This is a genomic window from Enterocloster sp. HCN-30185 (genome assembly GCF_037890305.1).
In the GTDB taxonomy this organism is placed as follows: Bacteria; Bacillota; Clostridia; order Lachnospirales; family Lachnospiraceae; genus Enterocloster.
The window spans coordinates 156564-174298 of the sequence record NZ_JBBKBT010000001.1; the positions used below are offsets into that span (position 1 = coordinate 156564).

General features: G+C 48.4%; 15 protein-coding genes, 5 tRNA genes and 2 riboswitches. Of the genes, 2 read left to right on the forward strand and 18 right to left on the reverse strand.

Annotation, left to right across the window (positions count from 1 at the left end):
* Positions 1-8 precede the first annotated feature (8 nt).
* The 3 genes from glyA to brnQ form a co-directional block, all read right to left on the reverse strand.
* Positions 9-1259 carry a serine hydroxymethyltransferase gene (gene glyA, locus WKT10_RS00705; protein ID WP_296036106.1) on the reverse strand — a complete coding sequence of 417 codons (1251 nt, stop codon included), beginning with the start codon at positions 1257-1259 and terminating at the stop codon, positions 9-11.
* A 109-nt stretch (positions 1260-1368) separates the two neighbouring features.
* On the reverse strand, positions 1369-3093 hold the full coding sequence (recJ, locus tag WKT10_RS00710; RefSeq protein WP_340274803.1) for a single-stranded-DNA-specific exonuclease RecJ: 1725 nt from the start codon (positions 3091-3093) through the stop codon (positions 1369-1371).
* Positions 3094-3133: 40 nt separating this feature from the next.
* Positions 3134-4501: a branched-chain amino acid transport system II carrier protein gene (gene brnQ / locus WKT10_RS00715; protein WP_340274805.1), complete on the reverse strand. Its 1368-nt coding sequence runs from the start codon at positions 4499-4501 to the stop codon at positions 3134-3136.
* 239 nt (positions 4502-4740) lie between these two features.
* Here brnQ and WKT10_RS00720 point away from each other — a divergent pair, with 239 nt between their 5' ends.
* Positions 4741-5349, forward strand: a complete 609-nt coding sequence (locus tag WKT10_RS00720; RefSeq protein ID WP_340274807.1) for a GTP pyrophosphokinase — start codon at positions 4741-4743, stop codon at positions 5347-5349.
* A gap of 44 nt (positions 5350-5393) precedes the next feature.
* On the opposite strand, the gene WKT10_RS00725 is transcribed toward WKT10_RS00720, so the two are convergent.
* Positions 5394-5467 (reverse strand) — tRNA-Arg (locus tag WKT10_RS00725).
* A gap of 262 nt (positions 5468-5729) precedes the next feature.
* Here WKT10_RS00725 and WKT10_RS00730 point away from each other — a divergent pair.
* Positions 5730-7157, forward strand: coding sequence for a sodium:solute symporter family protein (locus WKT10_RS00730; protein WP_066544522.1), 1428 nt, complete (start codon positions 5730-5732; stop codon positions 7155-7157).
* A gap of 72 nt (positions 7158-7229) precedes the next feature.
* Here WKT10_RS00730 and WKT10_RS00735 read toward each other — a convergent pair.
* From WKT10_RS00735 to WKT10_RS00800, 14 genes are all read right to left on the reverse strand, one after another.
* A tRNA-Gln gene (locus tag WKT10_RS00735) sits at positions 7230-7302 on the reverse strand.
* Positions 7303-7346: 44 nt separating this feature from the next.
* Positions 7347-7420: transfer RNA gene (locus tag WKT10_RS00740), tRNA-His, on the reverse strand.
* A gap of 31 nt (positions 7421-7451) precedes the next feature.
* A tRNA-Arg gene (locus WKT10_RS00745) sits at positions 7452-7525 on the reverse strand.
* Between the two features lie 128 nt (positions 7526-7653).
* The gene (locus tag WKT10_RS00750) at positions 7654-8265 is read right to left on the reverse strand and encodes an ECF transporter S component (RefSeq protein ID WP_066544524.1); all 612 of its coding nucleotides are present in this window, start codon (positions 8263-8265) and stop codon (positions 7654-7656) included.
* Between the two features lie 171 nt (positions 8266-8436).
* Positions 8437-8555, reverse strand: a riboswitch (FMN riboswitch).
* A 59-nt stretch (positions 8556-8614) separates the two neighbouring features.
* Positions 8615-8685, reverse strand: a tRNA-Gly gene (locus tag WKT10_RS00755).
* Between the two features lie 234 nt (positions 8686-8919).
* Entirely contained in the window at positions 8920-10293 is a 1374-nt protein-coding gene (locus WKT10_RS00760; protein ID WP_340274809.1) for an NCS2 family permease, read from the reverse strand.
* Positions 10294-10341: 48 nt separating this feature from the next.
* A complete protein-coding gene (gene ade / locus WKT10_RS00765; protein ID WP_340274811.1) occupies positions 10342-12111 on the reverse strand; it encodes an adenine deaminase in 1770 nt (589 codons plus the stop codon).
* A gap of 101 nt (positions 12112-12212) precedes the next feature.
* Positions 12213-12309: riboswitch (purine riboswitch) on the reverse strand.
* Between the two features lie 190 nt (positions 12310-12499).
* Positions 12500-13000 carry a metallophosphoesterase family protein gene (locus tag WKT10_RS00770; RefSeq protein WP_296036126.1) on the reverse strand — a complete coding sequence of 167 codons (501 nt, stop codon included), beginning with the start codon at positions 12998-13000 and terminating at the stop codon, positions 12500-12502.
* Positions 13001-13021: 21 nt separating this feature from the next.
* Positions 13022-13642, reverse strand: a complete 621-nt coding sequence (rdgB, locus tag WKT10_RS00775) for an RdgB/HAM1 family non-canonical purine NTP pyrophosphatase (RefSeq protein WP_066544542.1) — start codon at positions 13640-13642, stop codon at positions 13022-13024.
* Positions 13643-13648: 6 nt separating this feature from the next.
* The gene (locus WKT10_RS00780; protein WP_340275169.1) at positions 13649-15055 is read right to left on the reverse strand and encodes a lectin like domain-containing protein; all 1407 of its coding nucleotides are present in this window, start codon (positions 15053-15055) and stop codon (positions 13649-13651) included.
* Positions 15056-15095: 40 nt separating this feature from the next.
* Positions 15096-16271, reverse strand: coding sequence for a THUMP domain-containing class I SAM-dependent RNA methyltransferase (locus WKT10_RS00785; RefSeq protein WP_066544544.1), 1176 nt, complete (start codon positions 16269-16271; stop codon positions 15096-15098).
* Between the two features lie 16 nt (positions 16272-16287).
* Positions 16288-16842 (reverse strand): phosphodiesterase, encoded by a 555-nt coding sequence (gene yfcE / locus WKT10_RS00790; RefSeq protein ID WP_066544546.1) that lies wholly within the window; start codon positions 16840-16842, stop codon positions 16288-16290.
* 189 nt (positions 16843-17031) lie between these two features.
* Positions 17032-17364, reverse strand: coding sequence for a rhodanese-like domain-containing protein (locus tag WKT10_RS00795; protein ID WP_340274815.1), 333 nt, complete (start codon positions 17362-17364; stop codon positions 17032-17034).
* Positions 17365-17536: 172 nt separating this feature from the next.
* On the reverse strand, positions 17537-17722 hold the full coding sequence (locus tag WKT10_RS00800) for a hypothetical protein (RefSeq protein ID WP_337434315.1): 186 nt from the start codon (positions 17720-17722) through the stop codon (positions 17537-17539).
* Positions 17723-17735: the final 13 nt, after the last annotated feature.

Genomic DNA, 17735 nt, shown 5'->3' on the forward strand with positions numbered 1-17735 from the left:
CTTTTATTTTACCCTTCATACAGCGGATACTTATCGCAAAGTTTTGCAACCTCCGCCTTAATATACTCTTTCTTATTTTCAAAATCCGTTGCAGTCAGCCAGATACATTCTGCGATCTTTTCCATGTCCTCTTCCTTTAAACCTCTGGTGGTGACAGCCGGTGTACCGATGCGGACGCCAGAGGTAACAAAGGGGCTTCTGGGGTCATTGGGAACGGTATTTTTATTCAATGTAATGCATACCTCATCACAGCGGTTCTGAAGCTCTTTTCCGGAAATATCCAGACCGCGCAGGTCAACCAGCATCAGATGATTGTCCGTACCGTCGGTTAAAAGTTTGAAGCCCTGCTTTTTAAGAGCCTCTGCAAGGGCCTTTGCATTTAAAACAACCTGATGGGCATATTCCTTAAATTCAGGCTTTAAGGCTTCGCCCAGACACACTGCCTTGGCTGCGATCACATGCTCTAAGGGACCGCCCTGGGTTCCCGGGAAAATGGCCTTATTAAAGTTAAACTTCTCTGCCGCCTCCTTATTTGCCAGGATCATGCCGCCTCTGGGGCCTCTGAGCGTCTTATGGGTGGTAGTAGTCACTACGTCTGCGTATGGAATGGGGCTTGGATGCTCTCCCGCTGCCACCAAACCTGCAATATGGGCCATATCCACCATCAGATAGGCGCCTACCTCGTCCGCAATCTCACGGAAGCGCTTAAAGTCAATGGTTCTTGCATAGGCGCTGGCTCCCGCCACGATCAGCTTTGGCTTCGATTCCCTGGCCTTGCGCTCTACCTCGTCATAGTCAATGAATCCCTGATCGTCTACGCCGTAGGGTACAATATTAAAATAAAGGCCGGAAAAGTTTACAGGACTTCCGTGGGTCAGATGGCCGCCGTGATCCAAATTCATACCCATAACCGTATCTCCCGGCTTTAACATAGCTACAAATACCGCCATATTGGCCTGTGCGCCGGAATGGGGCTGTACGTTGGCGTAATCACAGCCAAACAGCTTCTTTGCACGTTCGATTGCCAGATCCTCCACTACATCCACACACTGGCAGCCGCCGTAATAGCGCTTTCCTGAGTATCCTTCCGCATACTTATTTGTAAGAACTGTTCCCATTGCCATCATTACCGGCTCCGAAACAATATTTTCAGAAGCGATCAGCTCCAGATTCTGTCTCTGGCGCCTGCACTCCGCCTGAATCGCCTCGCCCACTTCCTTGTCATAGCCTGTAATAAAATCCATAACTGTATTTACCATTGCAGCCTACCGTCCTTTCCGCTCTTTTCTGCGATTATAACCTATCTGATTATAAAATGCAATACTCCCTGATACGGACACATTTTCGGTTTTGTCTGCAAAATAACTGTCAATTCTTAAATTTCCATGCTTTTATCACTACCTGAAGGCTCCGGTTTCCATTATATTCATTTACAGTGGGATAATAAATAATGTCAATCTGACGGTTTGAACCCATTTCCTCCATAAAGGCATCTCCATCCCCGAACACAATCCCATCCATGGAAAAGCCCCGTTCATTTACAAGAGAAAGACGCACTACATTGCGGTTTTTTCCCATTACACGGGCGCTTCGTATCCCCATGGCCTTCTGAGCAAACTGGGGCTTTTCATTGCCCTGTCCAAAAGGCTCAAGCCGTTCCAGATCGCAGATCAGCTCCTCCGAAATATATTCAAAGGGCATTGCCACATCAATCCATACTCTGGGGATAAAATCATCAGGCGTAAGCTTATCTGCCGCATTTTCATTGAGCCGTCTGCGGAATTCTCCTACATCTGCTTCTTCCAGCGAAAAACCGGCCGCCATGGGATGGCCTCCGAATTTCAGCAGCAGATCCTTTACCTCTACCAGGGCATGGAACATATGGTAGGCCTCGATAGAACGGCCGGATCCCTTGGCGCATCCTTCTGCCCTTGTAAGGACAAAAACAGGCTTATTGTACCGCTCTCTGATCCGTCCGGCTACAATTCCAGCCAGGGACTCATGGCAGTCGGGCAGAAAGACCACTAAAACCTTGTCATCCTTAAGCTCTGTTTCCACCTGAAGTGCCGCCGCATCCACATTCTCCTGCGTCATAGCCTTTCTCCGGTCGTTTAATTCCTTTAATTCCTCTGCAATAGAATCCGCCCTTGCAGTATCTTCGCACAGCAAAAGCTCCATGGCCAGTCTGGCCGTCTGAAGCCGTCCGCTGGCATTTAAACAGGGCCCCAGGACAAAACCAATATGGTACGCACTGATATTTGCCGGATCCAGCGCATTTTTATAAATCAGGCTTTTAAGGCCCGGATTTCCGGTCACAGCCAGACGCTTTAAGCCCTCCTTTACCACAATCCTGTTTTCATCCTTCAGCTTCATCACATCTCCCACCGTAGCAATGGCAGCAAGCTCCAGAAGTTCAAGCCATTCCTTACGGCTGATGCCGTATGCTTCATAGAGAGCGCCAACAAGCTTAAAGGCCACCATGGCTCCGCAGATCTCCGGCCACGGATACCGGCTATCCCTGCGCTTGGGATTTACAATTACATCTGCAGGAGGCATCAGGTCTTCCCCTGTTTCCTCATTGGTCTGGATATCGTGGTGATCTGTAATGATCACCTCCAGCCCCAGCTCCTTTGCCAGGGCAATCTGGCTGATGGCGGCAATGCCGTTGTCACAGGTTACAATAGTCTGTATCCCGTCTTTTGCCGCAGCCTCAATGATATGCTCGTTGATACCGTAGCCGTCCCGGATCCGCTCCGGGATCACATAATCTGCACAGGCTCCAATCCGTTTGAATCCCTTATATAAAATAGCAGTGGAGCATACGCCGTCGATATCATAATCACCCACGATCCGCAGACGCCGTTTTTCCTGTACTGCCCTGCTGATCCGCCGGACCGCCTCCTCCATATCGGGCAAAAGCCCGGGGGAATAAAGATCCTCCAGGCTTCCGTTCAGATAGCGCTCAAATTCCGCTTCGCTTTCAATATCCCTGTTCCGTATAATTCTGGCTGTCACCGGACTGATGTGAAACCGTCCTGCCAGAGCGTTAAAATCAGCTTTTTTTGCATGAAGCATCCAGATTGATCCTGTCATCCTGCTGTCCTTTCTCTTATGTCATTTCTGGGGATTTTTCTTACCCCTGCCCACCCCCCGTTTCATTTCCTCCGGGAATCATCCTTCCAAGCAGCCCGCCAATCACAGCCGGCAGCAGCCATCCAAGACCGGGAGCATAGCCTGGAAGATGCCTCATACCTTCCGTTATGCCCGGAATCGCAAGAGCTGCCTGATCCATGGTCCAGACAACGCTTACCGCCGCCGTAAACAGGATCGACAGACGGTACACCCAGATCCTGCGCCCTGTAAACCGCTCCATAAAAGCTAGAGCAATGAGAACAATCGCGATCGGATAAACGGCATTTAAAACAGGAACGGAATATTTCAAAATACGGTCCAGTCCCGCGCTGGAAATCAAAAGGCTGATAACTGCAAAAACCACCGTCCATATCCGATATCCAACGCATGGCGCCAGAGTAGAAAAAAACTGGCTGCAGCAGCAGATCAGTCCCACACAGGTATTCAGGCAGGCGATAAAAAAGATAATCCCCAAAATCACCATTCCCGAAATGCCAAAAAGATCTCCGGCCACAAAGGTCAGGATTCTGGCTCCGTTGGTGCCTGCTCCCGCCTGCTGTCCTACAGGGCCTCCAATATAGGCCAAAGCACCATAGACCAGAGATAAAAGGATCCCCGCCATAAGTCCGGCCTTTATCGTTTCCCGGATTACGGAATCCTCTCTGGAAATCCCCTTATTTCTTATATTAAGAGAAATGATAATGCCAAAATTTAAAGCCGCAAGCGTATCCATGGTCTGATACCCTTCCATAAAGCCTCTCACCGAAGCTCCTGCCGCAAATTCTGCCGCTGTCTCGCCCACCCCCTCCATGGGCCAGATCAGCCTTCCCGTAAATAATACTGCAATCAGGATCAACAGTGCCGGACAGGTCACCTTGCCCAAACGTTCTGAAAGGGTTTCCGGATGAACGGACAAAAGAAGGGCAATGGCAAAAAACACAAAGGAATATCCCAACTGAGCCCAAAACCGAACCGTCATGCCCGTATGGCCCAGATAATCTCCCAGCTGGACTCCCGCACCGCTGAGAACAGGAAGCAGCGTCATCTCAAAGGAAGTGCTTGCAGTTCTGGGAATCGCCAGGAAGGGGCCGATCGCCAGATACGCGGTTAAAGTAAATAAAAGCGAAAATCTCCCGCCCACTTTTCCCGCCAGCTTTTCAAGTCCTCCTGAAACAGCCACCGCAGCCACTCCCAGAACCGGAAGCCCCACTGCGCTGATCAAAAAGCCGGCCATAGCCGGAATCACCTGAGCGCCTGCCCGTGCAGCCAGATCCGGAGGAAAGATCAGATTTCCCGCACCGAAAAACATCGAAAATAAAGTAAATCCTACCAGAAGCAGATTCTGGATGGACAGCTTTTGTATTGTCATAAATCTCCACCTGTTCTGTATCCGATTGCGTCATTTTTTATCGCCGCTGCCTGCAAAAATATCTGCAGAGCTTCTTATCATCATACCATATTCCGGGGCAGGTTTCAACTGCGGCAAAATTCCTGCAGGTAAAATTCCTGCAGGTAAAATTCCTACACAGTTTTTACACAATTCTGTCACAGTTTAATCGTATTCTATTCTGGTATATGAACTACATTAAAGTGAGGGAACACCAGATTATGACCAATGAACAGTATTACAGCCTGATCCAGTCCTATGAGGATGCCAGAAAAATCCTGATTTCCCGACTGGAAATACTGGATCACAGCCTGTATGGGAACCATACCGAAAGCGGGCCTGTCCATACCATCCAAAGCCGGATCAAGTCAAAAGACAGTATTGAGGAAAAGCTTAAGCGCTCGGGAAAAACAAACAGCATTGCCAATGCCAGAGATTATCTGTTAGATATCGCCGGAATCCGTATTATCTGCTATTTTATTGACGATATTTATAACCTGGCCTCTGCCCTGAAACGCCAGAATGATCTGATAATCATTAAGGAACGGGATTATATCGCCTGCCCTAAGCCCAATGGCTACCGCAGCCTTCATATTGTGGCCGGAATCCCGGTTTATTGCCTTGATACAATGGAATATTTTCCCGTAGAGGTTCAGCTGCGCACCATGTCCATGGACTTCTGGGCCAGTATGGAACACCGTATCTGTTACAAAAAGAATCCTCATGGCCGGGAACAGCTGAGCCGGGATTTTAAAATTTATGCGGATATTTTGGAAGAAATCGAACGACAGCTGGAAGGCTACAGTGATGTAAAGAAAAAGATAGAATAATTGCAAAAAACCTCGTAAGCAAAACAGCTACGAGGTTTTTATCATGCGCCAGAGAAGATTCGAACTCCCGACACTACGGTCCGTAGCCGTATGCTCTATCCAGCTGAGCTACTGACGCATCTTTCATTACTTTGGCTTGTCTGCCTCAGCAACGTAGATTATTATATGCGATAAAACTCAAAATGTCAACTACTTTTTTCATTTATTTTATTTTTTGTTTTTTGTCAGTTTTACATCTCCATAAAAAGTTGTTTTCCGACAGCTTCAGCAGATATTTTCTTTCATTTGATTTATTTTGACACAGAATCTTTATTTACATTCTTTTCTGAATCATTTATAATTTATTTATATTTTTTTTAATATTTTAAGGAGGGTTTCTTATGGTACTGCAAACGCAAGCTCTTATTATCGTAGCTGCCTATCTGATCGGCATGCTGTTGGTTGGCTTCATCGTGGGGAAACTGAAGATCAAAGACAGCAGCGACTATATGCTGGCCGGACGGCGTATGGGACTTTTTATGGTGGCATTCTCATTGTCAGCCAACAATATCGGCGGCGGTTCTACTACAGGACTGGCGCAGAAAGCCTACGGCGAATGGGGAATGAGTGCGATCTGGTATGTACTGACCGCATCCATCGCTATGATCCCATTGGCTTATTTCGCCCCGAAGATCCGCAAAACCATGGCTGTGACCATTCCTGAGGTTGTAGGACGCAGATTCGGAAAAACATCCAGTACTCTGACTGCGGTTTTGAGTATCCTGTCCCTTTTCTGCCTTACCTCATCCCAGATTGCAGCCTCCGGCACTGTAGTAGCCAGCCTGACCGGAATTCCTACCAATGTAGCTCTGCTGATTGCAGGCGCTGTAGTGATTCTCTATACTACCTTTGGCGGCATGATCGCAGACCAGATTTCAGATTTGGTCCAGTTCGGCATCATACTGATCGGTCTTGCTGTTGCCACCCCCATCGTAATCCACGGATGCGGCGGATGGGACGCCATTTCTGCGGCTCTTCCTCCTGCTCATTTAAGCTTTACGAAAATCGGCTGGGTAACGATCATCGGATACATCTTCAACTATTTCTGCACCTTCCTCGCAGGCCCTGAGATGGTATCACGTTTTGAAACTGCAAAAAGTGAAAAGGTCGCAAAGGAAGCCGCCTGGCTTTCTGCTGTACTGATGGCGGCCATGTCCATTTTCCCGACACTTCTGGGCCTGGCAGCTCTGGCTACCATGCCGGAACTGGCCGACGGCGGAAAAAATGCCATGATGGCCGTTACCTCCGCCCATGCTCCCGGAGCCATCGTCGGCATCATCTCTGCCGCTATCATCTGCGCCACCATGTCCTCTGCGGACTCTAATCTGTTATGTATGTCCACCATGCTGATGAATGACCTGTATCTGAAATACGGCGGCAAACAGCTTAAGGATAAGCAGGTTATCGCCTACACCCGTACCTGCAACGTTGTGGCAGCAATCATTGCCATGATCATCTCCATGGCAGGAATCCCCATCGTAACTATGAACACCTTTGCCTTTGGCATCCGGTGCGCGGGCCCCTTTGCAGCCTACGGACTTGGCCTGATCGTACCAAAGGCGACTAAAAATTCCGGTATTCTCTCTTTGATCGGCGGAACGATCGGTTTCTGCTTCTGGCAGTATCTCAGCGGCGGAGGCTTTAAATTTGGCATTCTTCCTGTGGTATTCGGCTGTGCAGTCAGCGTAGCTGTATTTTTCCTTGTAAATGCCATCGAATGGAGCCGCGGTGTAGAACCCGCCCCCTCTGCCTATATGGATGAGAAATAATCTGTTCTGAAACCAGAATTACAAAAAGCGCCGTCGCTTCCTATCTGCTACGGAAACTACGGCGCTTTTTTACTGGGCTGGCGGGATTCGAACCCTCGTATGCAGGAGTCAAAGTCCTGTGCCTTTACCGCTTGGCGACAGCCCATTATATTAAAAAATCCTCTTCTCATCATCACGAAAAGAGGAAAGGGTGAGTAGAGGGATTCGAACCCTCGGCCTCCAGAGCCACAATCTGGCGCGATAACCAACTTCGCCATACCCACCATATATCATTCAATTAGAGCTTACGCTCAATGAGCCTGAAGGGATTCGAACCCCCGACCCACGGCTTAGAAGGCCGTTGCTCTATCCAGCTGAGCTACAGACTCATCCGTGATGCTTGCCGCATCAACGTGTTATACTTTATCATACTTTATCAAGAAATGCAAGCACTTTTTTTATATTTTTTTAGTTTTTTTATTCTGAAATTTTATCCCGCTTTTAACCAGGATTTCACTTACATGTCTCCACATATTTCCCGGTCTGCGCTATGGATCATACAGCTGATCCTCTTATATACCAGGGCAGTCAGAAGAGAAACGATCACTCCTTTTAATAAATTAAACGGAGCTACACAGAAAATCGCCAATCCCCACACACTGCTTACCGCCGGATTAATTGCAGCCCCCGCTTCCAGGATATTATCCAGAGGCATGAACCGGGAATAAAACGGAATCATTACAAGGGCATTGATCATCGCCCCCACTGTAGCCATTAAAATAGTCCCCACTGCCATTGCCTCAATTGCTCCTTTTTTCGTCTTACGGAGACGGTAGATCATTCCTGCAGGCACGACCATAGAACAGCCGATCACAATATTAGCAAACTCTCCCACAAAACCGGTAGAAGTCGGTTTGAGAAGAAGCTTTACCAGGATCTTCACTCCCTCCATCACAGCACCTGCTACAGGTCCCATAGCAAAAGTTCCCACAAGTACCGGAACTTCAGAAATATCAAGGCCGTAAAAACTGGGAGCTATAAAAGGAAGAGGCACCTCAAACAGCATCAGAACTGCCGCCAGAGCTCCAAACATTCCCATCAATACTACCTGCTTTGTTTTCATCTTCATTGTCAGATCCTCCTGTTTTGATGTAATCTGCCGGGGTAAAGAATGCCAGCAGCAGGCTTAACCAAAACATCTCCGCTTTCTCTCCCACTGACAAAAAAATCCCGGCTGATCTTGGATCCTCCGGGATAAAATACGCATTTTATACAGCAAATCTGCATCCAGGTCTGCTCTGCCCATCTTCTCTCATCCAGACTGTAACTGTCGGTTCCGGAATCACACCGGATCAACCGCATATGCGGGTCGCGGACTCTACCGCCGGTAGGGAATCTCACCCTGCCCCGAAGAATGTATCTGATGTCAGTATACTCCCGTCAGGGCATTTAGTCAAGCTGTTTTTAGGCACAAAAAAAGCAGGTGATGGGAATCGAACCCACGTATCTAGCTTGGAAGGCTAGTGTTCTACCATTGAACTACACCTGCACGAACAAGAAGTATTATAAAACAGGATGAGGGAATTGTCAACTGTTTTTTCAAAATTCCCTCATCTTTACCAGAAATAAACCAAAAAGAAAAAATCTTTTTTCAATTTCTCACGTTTATCTATGGCTAGTCTGAACTGTTACTAAATTCACGCAAAAACAGGCGGGTAAGGTCTGCGGCCTCCTTTCCTGCCTGTTTTTGCAGTGCTGCAACTGAACTATAAATTTATGTATCTTACAGCATAATGTACTTCCCGATAAACAGCACCGCCAGCACATACATCAGCGGGCTGATCTTCTTTTCCTTCATTTTTCCGGTCACTACATTGATTACAACGTAGGAGATAACGCCCATTGCAATTCCTTCGGAAATGCTGTACATGAAGGGCATTGCGATGATGGCAACGTATGCGGGAATGGCTTCTGTGAAGTCATCAAAGTTAATCTTTGTAATAGAGGTCAGCATCAGAAAGCCTACTACTACCAGAGCCGGAGCCGTTGCAAAGGACGGGATGGCCAGGAAAATCGGGGACAAGAACAGGGACAGTCCAAAAAGGATTGCAGCTACAACTGCGGTAAGTCCCGTACGTCCGCCCTCTGCCACGCCGGATGCACTCTCTACAAATGTGGTAGTGGTGGAGGTACCAAGCATAGCGCCCACAGAGGTTCCGATGGCGTCGGATAACAGGGCGCCGCGGATCCTTGGGAGCTTTCCATCCTTATCCAGCATATCTGCCTTGGAAGCCACGCCAATGAGGGTTCCAAGGGTATCAAACAGGTCTACGAACAGGAATGCAAACATGACTACAAAGAAATCCAGGGATAAAATACCGGAAAAGTCCATCTGCATTAAGGTAGGCGCCAGACTGGGAACGCTGATTCCATTGGAAAAATCAGGCAGCAGACTGTACATGCCAATCTCAGGATTTACCTGATAGATTCCAAGAAACTGGCAGAGAATGCCAAGGCCCCATGTGATCAGAATACCCCAGAGGATGTTTCCTTTTACGCCCTTTACAACCAGAATACCTGTAACCAGAATACCCACTAGAGCCAGAACGACTGTGATCCCTTCACTGTTAAACAGACCATTTTCTACGGAGCTTTTAAAAGAATACACGCCTACCAAAGTCGCGCTGTCTACTACAATATGCGCATTCTGCAGGCCGATAAATGCAATGAAAAGTCCGATACCCACAGATACCGCATGTTTTAAATTCATAGGGATGGCATTGAAAATCGCCTCGCGTACATTTGTCAAAGACAGAAGGATAAATACGATACCTTCAATAAATACGGCTGCCAGAGCGGTCTGCCAGCTATACCCCATCTGCAAAACAACGGTATAGGAAAAATACGCATTTAAGCCCATACCAGGAGCAAGTACAAAGGGATAGTTGGAAAATGCCGCCATTAAGAGCGTCGCGATAAGAGCCGCCAGAGCGGTAGCGGTAAATACAGCGCCGCTGTCCATTCCACAGGCGCTCAGTACACTGGGATTAACTGCCAGAATGTAGGCCATTGTCATAAAAGTGGTAATTCCTGCGATGACCTCTGTTTTTACATCTGTCTTATTTTCCTTCAGGTGAAATATTTTCTCCAGATCCATACAAGTTTCCTCCTACTTTTTCATTCCATGTTCCGTTTTGCCGCTCTTTTATGAAAAAGAAACAGCCCGGATTTCCTGCAGCTGTGTATCTATCAGGCCACAGGTATTTAAACGCAGCTTTGGAATTACGGGAAGGCTTACAAATGCCAGAGTCATAAAGGGATCGATCCCCTCTCTGACACCCAGACCGGCCGCCAGTCTCTTAAGTTCCTCCAGCTTTTCATCTACTGCTTCTGCTGCCATTGGGTTCATAAGTCCGCCGATTGGAAGAGGAAGAAGCCCCAGTACCGCTCCGTCCTTTACTACGGCAATCCCTCCCTGCGCCTTTCTCACCGTCTCCGCGGCCAGAGCCATATCCCGGTCACTGACGCCGGCTACAATGAGGTTATGGGAATCATGCGCTACACTGGTCGCCACTGCTCCGGCCTTTAAGCCATAGCCTCCCAGAAATCCAATCCCCTTATGTCCGGTTCCTTTATGGCGTTCCAGAACAGCCAGCTTTATAATATCCTTCTGAGGATTTACCCCGGGAGCAAAGCCAGGAAGCTGTACCCAGGCTGCATTCCGCTCCTTTGTCAAAAGTTCTCCTGGTGTAAGCTCAATCACCCGACAGTAAGCCCCCTCCGGCTCCAGCCTGAAATCCTGCTCACAAACTTCCTTCATATGGAAGGAATGATGCACGCGGTCAAAGGACGGGCTTTCGGATTTCTCTCTGCGCTTCTCTTGTGAGATCAGCTCTCCCATCTGCGCCGCCAGCTTCCCGTTTTTATAGACCTGCACTGCTTTTATCTGCTCCAGATCCTCTAAAACCACCAGATCTGCCCGATAGCCCGGCGCTACTGCCCCATTTTCACGAAGACCAAAATACCGGGCCGGATGAAGCGTTGCCATCTGAATCGCTGTCACCGGATCTGCTCCCAGCCGGACTGCTTTTCGGATGATCCCATCCATATGGCCCTTTCTCTGCAGATCTCCCGGATGTTTATCATCCGTAACAAACATACATCGGTTTGCATAAGGCTGCTTGCATAATGAAATAAGTCCTTCCAGATTTCTGGCTGCTGTCCCTTCACGCACCATGATCCACTGTCCCCGCCGGAGCTTTTCCAGCGCTTCTTCTACTTCAGAGCATTCGTGATCTGAAGCCACTCCCGCAGCGCAGTAAGCATTTAACTGATATCCTGAAAGTCCGGGAGCATGGCCGTCAATCCGTTTTCCCCTGTCCGAACAGTCCTTAAGCTTAGCCAGAACGCCTTTCTCTGCCCTTACAGTACCGGGAGCATTCATCATCTCTGCCAGCCCCAGCACCCTGGGATTTTCATAGTAGGCTCTTAGATCCTCTGCACGGAGCACAGCCCCGGACTCCTCTAAATCGGCTGCCGGTACGCAGGATGGAAGCATAAAAAACACATCCAGCATCAGATTTTCTGTTTCATAAAGCATGTAATCGATTCCCTCTGTGCCTGCCACATTGGCAATCTCGTGGGGATCTGTAATCACTGCCGTGGTGCCGTGGGGCAGAACCGCCCGTTCAAACTCAGCCGGCCTTACCATAGAACTTTCCAAATGAATGTGGCCGTCTATAAAGCCTGGGCAGGTAATCTTTCCTGACAGATCCACCTCCGTTTCCCCCTCATAGGAACCGACTCCTGCGATGTATCCACCTTCTATTGCCACATCGGCTTCCTCCAGCTCCCCGGTAAATACATTCACTACCCTGGCGCCCTTTAACACCAGACCTGCCCTTTTTTCACCCGAAGCCGCCAGAATCCGCTCTCTTAAGGAGCTGCTGTCCTGTCTGCTGCTCTTTCCTTCCATGAAGCTCTGTGCCTCCTTTCTGCGCTCTGAAACACCATTTTCCAGATTTTTACTCTCTATCCGCACAAAAAAACCACCGCTGCCTTCATGCTTTCACAGACGCTCCCGCTGTGAAAACTTATAGACAACTATTTGCGGTAGTTGGTAGAAACGCTCAACCAATTATGAGCATATATAAGCTTTGTCAAAATTCAACTATTCACGTTCCATTTCTTTTATATTTTTAATCATATCACACAAGTATTGTATTGTCAACTCTTAAAAATATTCATTTTTTTCAGACGTCATTCCCTGACTGCAAGCAAATACCTGTTCGTGCGGAAGCAGCCGCCCTTACTATCATTTCTACAAAAAAAGAACCGCTCCCTAAAAAGCAGTTCTCTCCTGTTTACAGATAATAGTGGTTAAATGCCGCCTCTCCGTTCTCCCCGATCTCCATGATCATATAGGACGGCCGCCTGCCCTCCTGCCTGGGGTAAGACAGGCTTCCGGGATTAAGCACGATCAGATCTTTTTGTCCCTTCTTTCGGTCAATCTCAAAAAAAGGCCGGTGGGTGTGACCGAACATAGCGATATCAAAATCTCTTGACCTTGCCTCTTCTTTTAAATACTCTGTGCTTAAAGACACATGATAGTAATGGCCATGGGTTAAAAGCGTTTTGTATTTTCCGATCATAAGATCCCGTTCCCGCTCCAGATGGGAAAAGAAGTCATTGTTTCCCAGAACCATCTCCAGTTCACACCCCGGTTCTGCCCAATGAGCGATGTACTGTTCGCTTCCTTCGGCATCTCCCAGATGGATCAGCATATCAAAGGGCTTTTCCTTTTCCATGACCCACTGGAGATTTCCATCTTTTCTGTGCGTATCACTGACAATCAGTATTTTCATCCCCTGTTTCCTTCCTTTATCTTACGCCATTCTCCCACCTGTCACCGCAATCTCCTGCTTCAGCGCGCTCTTCATGGCCTCTAATGCCTTTCCTCTGTGGCTGATCCTGTTTTTCTCCTCCATGGTAAGTTCCGCAGAGGTTTTTCCAAATTCAGGAAGATACAGGATAGGATCATAACCAAAGCCGCCCGTTCCGGCAGGTTCCTTTGCGATCACACCTTCCATATATGCCTCTGTCTGGATCACTCGTCCATCGGGCAGCACAGCTGCAATATTGCAGACAAAGCGGGCGCTCCGCTCCTTTCCCTCTGCCCCCAAAAGCCGGTCTATGATATTTCTGTTTTTAATCTCATAGGAGGTATCCTCTCCCATATACCGCGCAGAATAAACGCCCGGCTCGCCGCCGATATAATCCACTGCCAGACCGGAATCATCTGCCAATACGATCCCGCCTGTATGCTCCCAGACAGCTCTGGCCTTGATACGGGCATTTTCGGCAAAAGACGTTCCATCTTCTGTAATATCCAGAGAAACTCCTGCCTCCTTCATGGACAGCACAGGAAGCCCCAGATCGGACAAAATGGCCCGGATCTCCCTCATTTTCCCCTGATTCCCTGTTGCAAAAATGATCTTCTGTTCCATAATCCTCTATCCTTTTGTATTGGTATATGCCTTCAGGCAGAGGTTGCATTTCTGAGTTTCCTCCACACGCTCCCAGAGACTGCCGTCATGGCTCAGATATCCTTCTCCGTCTGTAAGATCGACTCTGGCGATCCCGTCTCCGGCATCATATTCGATCGCTGCCGGATGAACGGTATCCGGAGTTTTTATTTTAACTATTATAGCAAATTTTTCTCCTGCATCCAATAGTATTTTTTCATCAAAAGGAACCGTATAATAGCCGGAATACATCAGTTTTCCCCTGGCTATGGGCCTTCGGTCATTCAAAGCCCGATCCATACGGGCGCTCTGGCTTTCCTTTTCAGCCCCGGAAATCCCCTCCTGTACTTCCGGCAGATATCTGGCCAGATACATTTCATACTCCGTATCGGGTCCGGTCGCATAAAATCCGGCGGCTTCCAGTTCTTCCTTCTCACCTGCCCGGAAGGTATTGGCCGCCCAGACGGTATCCCGACCATAGCCGATCTGCCCTACCCAGCCGCACAGGTCGCTCTGATAGATCTTTTCATAAAGCCCGGCGGACTCTGCCCCGGTGTATACAATGTTATGAACACCGATATTGGTATCGTAATAGGACACATAAAAATAGCCTTCATCGCCAAAGTTTTCTCCCCAGCTGTTGGTACAGATAAATGCGCCGTCACCCTCCAGATCCATATTGAAATTTTCTTTTGGATAATCATCATCCCAGCCAATGATAACAGAATCATGGTTCGGCTCGTTCGTTCCCACATAGCAGTAGGAATTCGTATCCCGGTTGTAATACACGGATTCACTGTCATAATCCTGCATGGAAGTATAAAGGGAACTTTGAACTCCTCCCTCCAGATATACAGCCCTCTTGATCGCCTCATAATCCTTAGACGGAAGGATCTGGATTTCCTGTACATGAAGCCTGGGCTTCAGGCCGCAGGGGGAAACGCCATCTCCATAAGGGTCCTCGGATTCCCACACGGGTCCCTGCCAGCCCAGAAGATATGCCATGGACATGGTATATTCTCCGCCTTCATCCTGTCCCAGCGTATAATTATTATGCATGGACATATGATCCACTGAAAATGACTCATTCTTCTCAGGAAGAAGCGACGATTCCAGTGCCGTCAGGGAGGCAAAGGCCCAGCAGGTTCCAAGAGAGCCCTGATTTCCAATCTGGGGCGCACGTCCTTCCTCCCTGTAATCATAGGAACGGGGCAGAATTGTATCCTCAGGAAGCCCCCGGTTCCAAATCTGGCAGGAAGCATCCTTCTCTCCCACCTCCGGAAGGGCAGAAAGGCTCTGCTCCGTTTGTTCTGTTTCCTGCTCGCGGACATCTTCATATCCGAACGAACTATCCGGACTCCTTTTATCTGCCAAAACAGCGCAGCCTGCCGTCATAACAGCTATGCAAACGGCCAAAACAGCCCCCAAAGCCCTCCTATTCCTGTTTATCAATTTTCTTCTCCTGACTGCGTCTGGGAGGCTTCGGCCCCATAAACTGATAGAAATAGGTTTTCAGCATGCCGTTATAGATCTTTCGGTTCTTATCCGCCTTGCGCCCAATGCATTTTTCCGTATCCTCATAGGATGTGATCAGGTACATAGACCAGGCGTCCAGAGCGGCAAACCGCTCTCCGATTTCCCTGTAGAGAACCGGAAGATTCTTCTTCTCTTCAATCCGCTCTCCGTAAGGAGGATTAGAAATAATAAAGCCATATTTTTTCGGATGGCTTAAAGCGCTTACAGGCCGCTGCTGGAAATGGATCATATGGTCCACGCCTGCAGACTGGGCATTTAAGCGGGCGGCCTTTACGATATCCCCGTCAATATCATAGCCCTGAATATCGACCTGCACGCTGTCATCCACCAGATCGTTTGCCTCATCCATAGCCTCATACCAGCATTTGCGCCCGATAATATTTTTCCAGTCCTCTGCCAGGAAAGACCGGTTCATGCCCGGAGCTATATTGGCGGCGATCATAGCAGCCTCAATAGGGAAGGTGCCGCTGCCGCAGAAAGGATCTACCAGGATCCGATCCTTATTCCAGGGTGTTAAAAGGATCAGGGCCGACGCCAGTGTTTCCGTAATTGGTGCCTTGCTGGTAAGAGTACGATACCCCCTTTTGTGAAGGGAATCTCCGCTGGTGTCAATTCCAATGGTTACAATATCCTTGTACAGAAAAACCCTCAGAGGGAAGCTGGCTCCATTTTCTGGGAACCAAGTCACCTTATAATGGCTCTTCATCCGCTCTACCATGGCTTTTTTCATAATAGACTGAATATCGGAGGGGCTGAACAGCTTGCTCTTGATGGAAGACGCCTTTGCCACCCAGAATTTTCCATCTTCCGGAATCAGTTCCTCCCATGCAATGGCTCTGGTGCCCTGAAACAGTTCTTCAAAGGTTTCTGCCTTAAAGCTGCCCGCTTTCAATAAAATGCGTTCTGCTGTCCTTAAAAATACATTGGCTCTGCAGATTGCCTCGTCATCTCCGATAAAGGTTACTCTTCCATCTTCTACAGAAGCGATCTCATATCCCAGATCCAGGATTTCTTTTTTTAGTACTGCCTCCAGGCCGAAATGGCAGGGGGCGATCAGTTCATAGGTCTGCTTCAACTGGTTCTCCTCTCTTTTACAATTTCATTTCCTTAACCGCTTCACCGTCCAGTGTACGGATGGTAAATACGCCGTCCTCCAAAATACCATATGTATGCGGATTTCCTCCCTTGGGAATGGACACGGAACCGGGATTTAACACCCTGATCCTGCCGCAGTCTCCCTCTGTCTCCTCAGCCTTTAACAGATGGGTATGGCCGTGTATGAGAATATCACCTTCCTGCATAGGCGGAAGATTGTCCTGATTAAAAATGTGTCCGTGGGTAGCATAAAGGGTCTTTCCCTCCACAGAAAAAAGGGCATAATCTGCCAGAATGGGGAATTCCAGAACCATCTGATCGACCTCCGTATCACAGTTTCCCCGAACAGCATAGATCTGGTTCTTTAATGGATTCAGCATGGCAATGACTTCTTTGGGAGCATATTCCTTTGGAAGGTCATTTCTTGGGCCATGATACAGAATGTCTCCCAGCAGCACCAGCCGGGAGGCACCGGATTCTTTATAAATATCTAACAGTCTCCTGCAGTAAAAAGCAGAGCCGTGAATATCAGATGCGAACAATAATTTCATGAGATGATGGTTCCTTTCTTTTTTAGTAATAAGGTGAGGCGTTTCAGGATGGGGCTTCTTATCCGGCTGTGGGCCGGACAAGAAGCATCGAATGTTCATCCGATGTGAAAACAGGCGGGAACCCGTGCTTACAAGCAAGCTTGACGCACGGGCTCCCGCCTGTTTTCACGCCGTCCTGAAGTGTTTCCTCTATTTTAAATCCCACATAGGTCTTCTGTCAACGTATTTCCCCCTGTAATCCAACATTCCTCCTGCCAGATCAGACACCTCATATCCCAGGCGCCAGAGGTCTCTGCAGACCACCATGCTCTTGGCGCCGCGGTCGCAGTAACATACGATCATGCCCTGTCTGGGGAACTCTTCCAAACGTTCTCTTACCTCTTCATATGGTATATTCACACTGCCCAAAATGCGGTTCTCACCATACATCCACGGTTCTCTCACATCTGCCAGGAGGCGGACGTTTCCCTGCTCCAGCCATTGATCAAGCTGTTTGTACGAGATCATCGGAAAATCATTCATCACTCCACCCCGCTTTCTGTTTTCCTTCTGTCTGTGGCGTGTCCTACTGTAGTATATGCGTCTGCTCCGGACAGGTTCCTCACGAAGAAGCCTAAAAAAACGGCATCTGCAAAAAGAGTTCTCTCTGCAGATGCCATTTTTATGCGGATGCCTATCTTTCTGATCTCAAAGATCAGTCGTTAGAATCGTTTCTTGCGTTGTTTCTTCCGCAGTTCTCGTACTTATTCTCAGCGGAATTCTTCATGTTATTTTTAGAACGGCCGTTTGATGCGTTGTTTGAAGAGTTATTTCGGCTGTTGTTCTGTGCGTTATTCTGGCTGTTGCTGTAGCTGTTCATGTTGTCATTTCTGCTTGACATGGCAAATACCTCC

Bases quoted from the DNA above. Each gene is read 5' to 3' on its own strand.
- glyA (WP_296036106.1), bottom strand. From the start codon at position 1,259: ATGGTAAATACAGTTATGGATTTTATTACAGGCTATGACAAGGAAGTG.
- WKT10_RS00720 (WP_340274807.1), top strand. From the start codon at position 4,741: ATGACCAATGAACAGTATTACAGCCTGATCCAGTCCTATGAGGATGCC.
- brnQ (WP_340274805.1), bottom strand. From the start codon at position 4,501: ATGACAATACAAAAGCTGTCCATCCAGAATCTGCTTCTGGTAGGATTT.
- rdgB (WP_066544542.1), bottom strand. From the start codon at position 13,642: ATGGAACAGAAGATCATTTTTGCAACAGGGAATCAGGGGAAAATGAGG.
- ade (WP_340274811.1), bottom strand. From the start codon at position 12,111: ATGGAAGGAAAGAGCAGCAGACAGGACAGCAGCTCCTTAAGAGAGCGG.
- recJ (WP_340274803.1), bottom strand. From the start codon at position 3,093: ATGACAGGATCAATCTGGATGCTTCATGCAAAAAAAGCTGATTTTAAC.
- WKT10_RS00780 (WP_340275169.1), bottom strand. From the start codon at position 15,055: ATGACGGCAGGCTGCGCTGTTTTGGCAGATAAAAGGAGTCCGGATAGT.
- WKT10_RS00795 (WP_340274815.1), bottom strand. From the start codon at position 17,364: ATGAATGATTTTCCGATGATCTCGTACAAACAGCTTGATCAATGGCTG.
- WKT10_RS00750 (WP_066544524.1), bottom strand. From the start codon at position 8,265: ATGAAGATGAAAACAAAGCAGGTAGTATTGATGGGAATGTTTGGAGCT.
- WKT10_RS00730 (WP_066544522.1), top strand. From the start codon at position 5,730: ATGGTACTGCAAACGCAAGCTCTTATTATCGTAGCTGCCTATCTGATC.
- yfcE (WP_066544546.1), bottom strand. From the start codon at position 16,842: ATGAAATTATTGTTCGCATCTGATATTCACGGCTCTGCTTTTTACTGC.
- WKT10_RS00760 (WP_340274809.1), bottom strand. From the start codon at position 10,293: ATGGATCTGGAGAAAATATTTCACCTGAAGGAAAATAAGACAGATGTA.
- WKT10_RS00770 (WP_296036126.1), bottom strand. From the start codon at position 13,000: ATGAAAATACTGATTGTCAGTGATACGCACAGAAAAGATGGAAATCTC.
- WKT10_RS00800 (WP_337434315.1), bottom strand. From the start codon at position 17,722: ATGTCAAGCAGAAATGACAACATGAACAGCTACAGCAACAGCCAGAAT.